Origin of the sequence: Streptomyces sp. JHA26 (assembly GCF_002005565.1) — a bacterium.
GTDB lineage: Bacteria > Actinomycetota > Actinomycetes > Streptomycetales > Streptomycetaceae > Streptomyces.
Window position 1 is genome coordinate 39,767 of sequence record NZ_BDJC01000054.1, and the last position, 8,578, is coordinate 48,344.

The 8,578-nt window shown below is 74.0% G+C and carries 7 protein-coding genes; 1 reads left to right on the forward strand and 6 read right to left on the reverse strand.

Going from position 1 to position 8,578, the window contains the following annotated elements:
• Positions 1–140: 140 nt before the first annotated feature.
• From JHAT_RS26855 to JHAT_RS26865, 3 genes are all read right to left on the reverse strand, one after another.
• Entirely contained in the window at positions 141–1,046 is a 906-nt protein-coding gene (locus tag JHAT_RS26855; RefSeq protein WP_077800850.1) for a class I SAM-dependent methyltransferase, read from the reverse strand.
• Between the two features lie 49 nt (positions 1,047–1,095).
• Positions 1,096–2,229 carry an NAD(P)-dependent alcohol dehydrogenase gene (locus tag JHAT_RS26860; RefSeq protein WP_077800851.1) on the reverse strand — a complete coding sequence of 378 codons (1,134 nt, stop codon included), beginning with the start codon at positions 2,227–2,229 and terminating at the stop codon, positions 1,096–1,098.
• Between the two features lie 177 nt (positions 2,230–2,406).
• Entirely contained in the window at positions 2,407–3,159 is a 753-nt protein-coding gene (locus JHAT_RS26865) for a (5-formylfuran-3-yl)methyl phosphate synthase (RefSeq protein ID WP_077800852.1), read from the reverse strand.
• 280 nt (positions 3,160–3,439) lie between these two features.
• Between JHAT_RS26865 and JHAT_RS26870 the strand changes: the two genes are divergently transcribed.
• Positions 3,440–4,192: an alpha/beta fold hydrolase gene (locus JHAT_RS26870; protein ID WP_077800853.1), complete on the forward strand. Its 753-nt coding sequence runs from the start codon at positions 3,440–3,442 to the stop codon at positions 4,190–4,192.
• 141 nt (positions 4,193–4,333) lie between these two features.
• On the opposite strand, the gene JHAT_RS26875 is transcribed toward JHAT_RS26870, so the two are convergent.
• The 3 genes from JHAT_RS26875 to JHAT_RS26885 form a co-directional block, all read right to left on the reverse strand.
• On the reverse strand, positions 4,334–5,164 hold the full coding sequence (locus JHAT_RS26875; RefSeq protein WP_077800854.1) for an SDR family NAD(P)-dependent oxidoreductase: 831 nt from the start codon (positions 5,162–5,164) through the stop codon (positions 4,334–4,336).
• Positions 5,165–5,561: 397 nt separating this feature from the next.
• Positions 5,562–6,005, reverse strand: a complete 444-nt coding sequence (locus JHAT_RS26880; protein WP_077800855.1) for a nuclear transport factor 2 family protein — start codon at positions 6,003–6,005, stop codon at positions 5,562–5,564.
• A gap of 149 nt (positions 6,006–6,154) precedes the next feature.
• On the reverse strand, positions 6,155–7,453 hold the full coding sequence (locus JHAT_RS26885; protein WP_077800856.1) for a YeeE/YedE family protein: 1,299 nt from the start codon (positions 7,451–7,453) through the stop codon (positions 6,155–6,157).
• Positions 7,454–8,578: the final 1,125 nt, after the last annotated feature.

Here is an 8,578-nt window from a genome sequence, read left to right on the forward strand (position 1 = left end):
GGAGTCCACGCGTCCGCGCATGAAACGGGGTGTGTCCGGACATCATCGTGCCCGGACGCGGGAGCCCGCCGCGGCGCGGGACCCCCGCGCACCCCCGGCGGCCTCGCCCGGAACCGCGGATCGGGATCACCACCGGACCGCTACCGCTCCGGCCTGTCCGCGAACACCCACCGGTTGCCCGCCAGCGCGTCGTTCTCCTCGGGCAGCGGACCGCGTCCGTGCCGGCGAGTGAAGTCGAAGGGAGTACGGACCGAGGTGGACCAGCCACTACGCGCCAGACAGGCCGCGGAGTCGGGCCGCTGCTCCTTGCTGAACAGGTCGAGCAGGTCGATGCCGAGCTGTTCCCGCGTCGACGTGTACAGCGGGCTGTCCCGGTACGCCAGCAGGTCCTTCTCGAGCTTGACCTCGAACGCCAGGGCGCTGCCCGCCGCGCTCAACCGGTCCACCGTGCCGATCAGGCCGGCCTCGGCCGCGCGGGGGAGGTAGAACAGCAGCCCCTCGGCCAGCCACGCGGTGGGGGCCGCCGGGTCGAAGCCGGCCGCCGTCAGCGCACCGGCCCAGTCGGCGCGCAGGTCGACCGCGACCGGCACGCGCGTCGCCCTCGGTACGGCCGCCAGCGCGTCGAGCACCTGGTGCTTGAACCCGAGGACGCCACCCCTGTCGATCTCGAAGATCACGCAGTCGGTGGGCCAGTCGAGCCGGAACGCCCGCGCGTCCAGCCCCGCCCCGAGCAGTACCACCTGGCGGGCGCCGGTCCGGACCGACCGGAGCAGGAAGTCGTCGAGGACGCGGGTCCGCAGACCGAAGTAGCGGGCGAAGCGCCCCCACAGCGGGTTCGCGTCCCCGTCCGGAGCCTGCTCCGGGCGGACCGGCCAGTGCGCGGACGCCGGGGCGGCGAGCACGAAGTGCTCCGCGTAGACGTCCTGGGCGAGGCTGTCCGGGCGGTGGGTCTCGATCGCCCGTGCCGCGGCGACCAGAAGGGCGGTCAGGCCGACCCCTCCCTCCACGCCGTCCGCACCGGTGCTGCGCGGCGCCGTGTCGACCATGCGTTCTCCCTGGTTCGAGTGCGGGCTGACGTCGCTCGGGGACGGCAGGTCAGACGGGTGGTGCCGTGGAACACCCCGCTCGTCGCTCCCGTCCGTCCGGAATCAGTACGGGCTTGACGACGAGGCCCGTGTCGCAGTCGTGTTCGGCCTTGTTGACGTCGGCGAGCGGGTAGGTGCGGATCAGCCGGTCGAAGGGGAACCGCCCGGCCTGCCAGAGCGCGGTCAATCGCGGGATCAGCAGTCCGGGAACGGCGTCGCCCTCGCAGATGTGGGAAATGCCGCGTCCGCGGTCCAGCGTTCCCGGTTCGAGCGGCAGCGCGGCGTGGAGCCGGGCCACGAGTCCGAGGCGGCCGGTCGGACGCAGCGACCGGAGCGCGTCGTTGATCAGCCTGGCGGATCCCGTGGTGTCCAGCGCGTACATCACCCCGCCTCCGGTCAGCCGCCGGATGCGGTCGGGCAGGTCGTCCGACGCGGCGGGCAGCGGGAGGGCGTGGAGACTCTCGGCGAGGGCCAGCCGACCGGGATGCCGGTCGACGGCCACCGTCACCGCCCCGGCGGCGTGGGCCGCCATCACCGCGGCCAGGCCCACCGCCCCCGCGCCGAAGACCGCGAGGGTGTCACCGGGGCCGGCACCGAAGGAGTTGAGGACCGCTCCGGCGCCGGTGAGGAAGCCGCAGCCGAGCGGTCCGAGCAGTTCCAGGGGCAGGGAGGGGTCGACCCGGACGGCGTTGCGGGCCGGGACCACCGCGTACTCGGCGAACGAGGACTGGCCGAACCAACGAGGCGCCAGGGCGGCGCCGGCCGCGTCGGTGAACCGTGCGGCGTTCTCCCCGCGCCCGCCGAAGAGGTTCAGCGAGGCGAAGGATTCGCAGTAGGCAGGGGCCGCCCCCCTGCAATTGCGGCAGTGTCCGCAGGAGTCGAAGCTCAGCACGACGTGGTCGCCGACGTGCAGGCCGGTACCCGCGCTCCCCGTCTCCACCACGACTCCCGATCCCTCGTGCCCGAGGACGGCCGGCAGGGGCGAACGGCCCGCCGACCGCCGGACCGCGAGGTCGGTGCGGCACATCCCGCATCCCGCGATCCGGACCAGGACCTCGCCCTCGGCCGGCCCCTCCGCCAGCATCACCTCCTCGACGGTGAAGGGGCCCCCGTACGAACGCAGTACCGCCGCGCCGAACCTCACTTCATGCCTCCTCGGGTCGGTGCACGACGAACGGTCCGAGGTTCCCGTGGAGCCTCCGAGGTCCGCCCGCGACAGCCGGCACCGCTGTCCTCGGCACCCGCGAAGGGCCGGGCACGGTGAAGTGACCGCCCCGGTCACCGGGCGCGTGGTGGGGACGTCCGGTCGCCACGGCGGCGGTCAGCTCGCCGCGGCGGCGGCCGCGTGCTCCCGGATGTGCCGGTCCATCTCCGCCCGGAAGGCGGCCACCAGGTGCGGCCGGATCCGGCCCGCGTTGCGGTCGCCCCCCTCGCAGACCGCCCCGCGCACCCCGACGATGTCCGTTTCGACACGAGCCAGCTCACCCAGGTCGTCGGCCCTGACGCTGCCCGCCAGTGCGGCGAGGAGCCCGGCGCCGTGAGCACGCCGCACGAACTCGGCGCACACGTCGGGCGGGACGTGGTCGAACAGCCGTGTCCCGTCCTTGACCGCGGTGTCGAGCATGGCGGCGTCGGCGCCGGAGCGGGCGGCGATGTCGGGCAGCGCGAGCGGGTTGACGCAGCCGATGCGGTGGGCGTCGGCGTAGCCCGAGGCGACGACGAACGCGTCCGCCCGGTAGTCCTTCACGGCCCGGACGACCCCTCGCATGACCTCGACGGCCTGTTCGGGGGTGGTGCACCCGTAGAGGCCGACCTTGATGTAGGTGGCTCCGGACACGGCCGCACCGAGCGCGGCCTGGGCCACCGTGCCGGGCTTGTACGGCACGTCCCCCACCGTGGCGGAGACCGGCTTGTCCGACGGAACCGTGTCGCGGATCTCCTTGATGACCCAGGGGAAGTTCGCGCCGAGCGAGCCCTCGTCGGGCTTCTTGACGTCGACGATGTCGAGGTGCTCGGCCGCCTTGGCGCAGTCGAGGGCTTCGTCGACGCCGTCGGGAGAGATGAGGAGCAACAAGGTGGGATCCTTCCCTGGCAGGCCCACCCGCCGGGGGCGGATGCGCGGATTCGCCTGGCTCACGTGCGGTCCGCACATCATTTCCGCGGTCGTCGGGGTTCGGCAGGGCGCGCGGAGTGACGAACGGATCGTTGCCATGGGACGTGCCCGCCCCGCGCAACGCGCCGTTCGCGCTGGACCGGCCGTGCGCGGGTGCGCCGGCGGATCCGGTTCGTCGGGTCCCGCCGCCCCGAGCCGAGGCCGACGGTGTGGGAGTCGCCGAAGGGGTGATGCTGAAGGGATGGAACAGCGCATCCACGCCGGTCTCTTCACCCGTGCCTTCGGTCCTCCGCCGTGCGCGGGTGCGCCGACGGTGGTGCTGGTGCACGGACTGGGACTGTCGGGGCGCTACTTCGTACCGCTGGCGCGGCGGCTGGCGGCGAGGGGGCTCACCGTGCTTGTGCCGGACCTGCCGGGCAACGCGCGGTCACGGACCGTGGTGCGCCGGATGCCCGACGTGGTGCGGGCCGCCGACGTCCTCGCCCGCTGGCACCGGCAGTGCGTGCCGGGACCGGGTCTGCTGGTGGCCAACTCGGTCGGCTGCCAGGTGGTCGCGGCCCTCGCCGCCCGCCACCCGGCTCTGGCCGACCGGCTCGTCCTGCTCGGCCCGGCGCTCACACCGGGTGTGCCCGTCCGGCGCCAGGGCGGCCGGCTGCTCGCGGACGCGTTCCGGGAACCGCTCTCCCTGCTCGGGGTGGCCGCGGCGGACTACCTGCTCACCGGCCCCCTGCGGGTCGTCGCGTCCCTGCGCCACGCGCTGCGGGACGCCGCCACGGCGTTCGAGGGCCATCTGGCCCACGTCGTCGTGCCGACGCTCGTCGTGCGCGGGGCCGGTGACCCCCTCGCCTCCGCGGCCTGGACCCGGCGCGTGGCACGGCTGGTCGCCGACGGTCACGCGACCGAGGTACCGGGCGCGGCGCACGCGGCGCACTACAGCGCGCCGGAAGCCGTGGCCGAGCTGATCGAGACGTTCGCGGCGGGGGAGATCCCGTGAGACCACCGGCCCGTCCGACCCGCCAGGCCGTTCCCCGTCCTCGCGAGGGGTCCACCGTCCGCCCGCACGGCCCGCCGGTCGCCGTGGGTGCGCCCGCTGCCCGGCCGCCTTCCGCGGGTGCCGTGCCGGGGGCCGGGGGCGTCACCCGAGGGGCGGGCGCAGGTCCAGGAGATGGTGCGTCAGTGCCATCAGGCGCTTGCGGGCCTCGGGGTCGTACGCCTGCTCGTGGGCGCGCGCGTCGGTGAACTGGTCGAAGTAACGCCCGGTGGCGCCTTCCAGATCCGGATCGAGCACCAGCCGCACGGTGGGCCGTACGCCCTCCTCGATGCCGGTGACCGGGGTCAGGCCGTACGCGCGCACTCCCGCGGTGTCCATCAGGTGCGCGGGGTGGAGGGTGTTGACCGTGACTCCGGTCCCTTCCAGTGCGGCGGCCAGCTCGAACGTCGCCATGATCATCGCGAGCTTGCTGCGGCAGTAGGCGCGCAGACCCTCGTAGTCCCGCTCCAGCATCACGTCGTCGAAGTCGACGGCTTCCTGCCCTATCGAGGCGACGTTGACCACGCGGGCGGGCGCGGAGGCGGTGAGCAGGGGCAGCAGGTCGCGGGTGAGGGCGTAGGGGGCGAGGTGGTTGACGGCGAACCGCAGCTCGTGTCCCTGCCGGCTCAGTTCCCGGCGGAGGGGCTCCGCGCCGCCGCCGGCGAGGGCGTTGTTGACCAGTGCGTCGAGGCGGGGTTCGGCGGCGCGGATCCGGGCGGCCATGTCGTGCACCTGGTCGAGGTCGGCCAGGTCCGCGAGGTAGGTGCGTACGCAGGCGCCGACGACGGCGGCCCTCACCTCGGCGGCCGCCGCCTCGACGCGTGCGCGGTCGCGGCCGTGCAGCAGAACGGTGTGGCCCCGCTCGGCGAGTTCGAGGGCGATGCCACGGCCCAGGCCCTGGCTCGCGCCGGTGATCAGAATGGTGCGTCGGCTCATGTCGATCATCCTGGCCGGGGACCGGTGGCACGGGGGAGAGCGTGACGAGCCTGGTGTCACCACCACCAGGCTCGTCACGAACGACGACGGCAACGGCAACGGCAGGTCCAGGGTCTCCGGCCCCGGCCGGGTCGCGGTGAGGTCCTGGCTCGGAAGACGTCCGATCGACGTGGTCACCCGGGAGGCGGCGCCGGGACCGGCACGGCCGACGACGGCCGTCACGTGGACGGGGGCGGCGCCGACGGATGTGCCGAACCCGGCGGCGGTCCGTGCCAGGGCGCCGTGCCGGCGGAGGTGGACCAGGCCGGCGGGGGCACGCCGGCGGGGCGGGAGCCTGCGGCGCCGATGCTCTTGCCGGTCGTCCGCCCCATGGGCGGGGTGGGCGCCGTACCGCCCTTCACCGAGCCTCCGCTTCGAACGCCTGGGCGACAGCGAGGCTGTCCTCGTAGACGTGATGCCGGGTGACGAGACCGCCTTCGACGGTGAGGTGCAGGGCGAACCGGGCGCGGTACGCACGTCCGGTGGACCGGGCGGTCTGGCGGATCTCTCCGAGCACGACCGCGTCGTTTCCGTCGATCAGAATGCGCTCGACCTCGGTGGCCGCGTGCTCCGGCACGTGGTGCTCGGCAAGCTCGCGATAGTGGGCAGCCGCGTCGGCCCGGGTGGAACGGTGACGGATCCACGGGGTGGCGGGGCGCCCGTGCTCGGCCTCCGGCCAGTCCAGCTTCCAGTCGCCCTCCTCGGCGTACAGCTCGGCGATGTGCTCGGGATCGCCCCCGCCGATCCTCTGCAGCAGTTCCTCGACCACGGTGCGCGTGCTCAGGGAGGCGGCTGTCGACATGACTGCCCCTTCGTCTCGTTCCGCGTCCCGTCGACGCGGAGGCATCAGCAAGCCTGCCCGCGCGGACAGGCCGAGGCGATTACCCCGGACGTAAGGCAGGCGCGTCACCACGCTCCCCTCCGGCACCTGCGCCGCACGGGCGCCCCCCGTCAGCAGACGCCGTCGCCCGGCTTGGGATTGCCGAGGCCGAACAGCGGCCGCAGCCGGAGGCCCACCCAGGTGCCGGCCAGCGCGAAGGCACCCCACAGCCAGCCGCTGAGGCTGCCCGAGGCGATGCCCGCCAGGTAGGCGCCGATGTTGCAGCCGCCGGCCAGCCGGGCGCCGACGCCCATCAGCACACCGCCGAGCACCGCCGCGACGGCGGTACGCCAGGGGATGCCCCGGTGCAGCGCCCAGGTGCCGCCCAGCGCGGCGGCGACGGCCGCGCCGATCATGATGCCGATGTCGGTGAGACTGGTCTTGTCGGCGAGCACCGGACCGGCCAGCATCTCGGCGTTGCCGGGCCGCTGCCACCAGGTCCAGTTCTCCGGGTGACCCCCGAGGGCGCCCACCAGCTCCGAGCCCCACAGGCTGAAGGCGCTGGTGACGCCCCAGGCGCCGCCGGACACCAGCAGGACCCCCGCACCGAGCACGGCCAGCGCCAGGGCGCCGACGGCCAGGGGCCAGGAGCCGCGGACGGCCCGGACGGCGGCCCGGCGTGCCGAGGGGACGGCGCCCAGCGGCGGCGGGTTCCGGCGGGCCTGGATGCGCCGGCTGACCAGCACCACGAGGAGCAGCGCGGCGATGGTGACGCCCCAGGAGCCGAACCAGCCGATGTGATCGGACAGCACGACGGGCTCCCAGGCCGGGAGGTCCTTCCACAGGTCGAACTGCCAGGCGGCCAGCGTGGCGCCGGCGACGAAGCCGCCGAGGGTCAGCACGATGGACGTCTGTCCCGAGCCGACCGCGAAGAGGGTGCCCGAGGCGCAGGCGCCGCCGAGCTGCATGCCGATCGCGAACAGCGCCGAACCGGCGAACAGACCGACGCCGATCGGTCCGGCGGACGGCGCGGGCTGGGAGCCGAACAGCCCGGTCCCCGTGCCGATGAGCAGCGCGAACAGGGTGGCCGTGGTACCGAGGAGCAGGGCGTGTGCCCGCAGCCCGGTCCCGTTGCCCACGGCGACCAGCTGCCGCCAGGCGGAGGTGAAGCCGAACCGGGAGTGGAAGAGGGCGACGCCCAGGCCGAGGCCGAGCAGGAGCAGCACGCCCGGCTCGGCGCCGTGCGCGGACCACACGTACACGGTGAGAGCGGCCGCGAGCAGTCCGGACACGGCAAGCGGCGTCCGCCGCACCGGGGGCAGGGGCGGCGCCTTCGGACGTTCCGAGGAGGTGGGTGAGGGAGCGAACAGAGGGGTGGTCGCGCGCGGCGGCGCGGCCGGGGGCGACCCGGCCGGGGGAGCGGTGGTCACGGAAGATCTCCGAGGGTGGTGTGCACGGGGCGGCGGACGCTGGCGGATCGGCGGCGGGAATCACGCGGCCGGTCCGGAGACTCAGCGGGGACAGAGGCCGTCGTCGACGCACCACGCCGAGCACGCGAAGAGCGCGAGGCACAGGAGCGGAGCCGATGCATGCATGTATACGAATATACGGAAGATGTCACTCCGGATGCCACGCCGTCTTGCCATGTGGATGGCGGACGACGCTGAGGCCACGTCTGTCGGCGCGCTGAGGTCCGGACGCCTCCGAGGATGACGAAGGCCCGACGGCCGGCACACCCGACCGGCCCGGCCATGTGTCACACCACGTCGGGTGCACTCTCCCGGGCGGTGTCCTCGGCCGCCGGGTGATCCGGACCGCGGCCGGAGCAGCGGCACGCGGACCTCCGGCACGGGCCGGGGCATGGCCGGCAGCGTACGGACGAGCAGTACGGAGAGCAGCCACGGCAGCGTTCCGGCGGCCGTGACGGCGGTGAGCGCCGTCGGGTGCCGGGTGCCGGAAGGTCTTCGCGGACAGGAAGTCCGGGAAGGGTGCGCTTCGCCCCGGGCCGAAGGCGTGCCACGCGTTCCCCGAGGAGTGGACCGGGCGCTGTGGCCGGGCTGCTTCGACAGCGCGGGGACCAGCCCGAAGACCGTGCCGACGGGCACGTCACGCGCGCGCCGGTATCGCGCGGGCTCGTCGGGCAACTGGTCGACGCGCACGTCAGGGAGGCGGGGTGCCGGTCCGGTCCGGCGGTTACCGGAACCCTGGGATTCGCTTGTGCCAAGGCGTCGTTGCCGGCCGGATCCGGCGCGGTGGTCCGGGGCGGAGCCGGTCCGCCCTCCGCGGAACTCCCACCGCCGGCCGGCGTCTCGCGCAGTGCGTGCCGCCGTCGACGTCGAGCGCCGCGCGGACGCGAGCGGGAGCTCCGGAGCCCATGTACCGGACCGTCCCGAGCCGTTGACAAAGTCGATACACGGTAGAAACCTGTCACCTCAGCGCTGCAAAAGATTGACTAAATCACTCAACTTTTGGATTTGGGCAGGCTCGACTTCACCTCGGCTCCTTCTGGGCCTGCTGACCACCCAACCGCCCACCAGGCGCACCGGTCCCTCACC

Excerpts from the sequence above, each read along its gene's own strand:
- JHAT_RS26880 (WP_077800855.1), bottom strand. The coding sequence starts at position 6,005 with ATGTCGACAGCCGCCTCCCTGAGCACGCGCACCGTGGTCGAGGAACTG.
- JHAT_RS26870 (WP_077800853.1), top strand. The coding sequence starts at position 3,440 with ATGGAACAGCGCATCCACGCCGGTCTCTTCACCCGTGCCTTCGGTCCT.
- JHAT_RS26855 (WP_077800850.1), bottom strand. The coding sequence starts at position 1,046 with ATGGTCGACACGGCGCCGCGCAGCACCGGTGCGGACGGCGTGGAGGGA.
- JHAT_RS26875 (WP_077800854.1), bottom strand. The coding sequence starts at position 5,164 with ATGAGCCGACGCACCATTCTGATCACCGGCGCGAGCCAGGGCCTGGGC.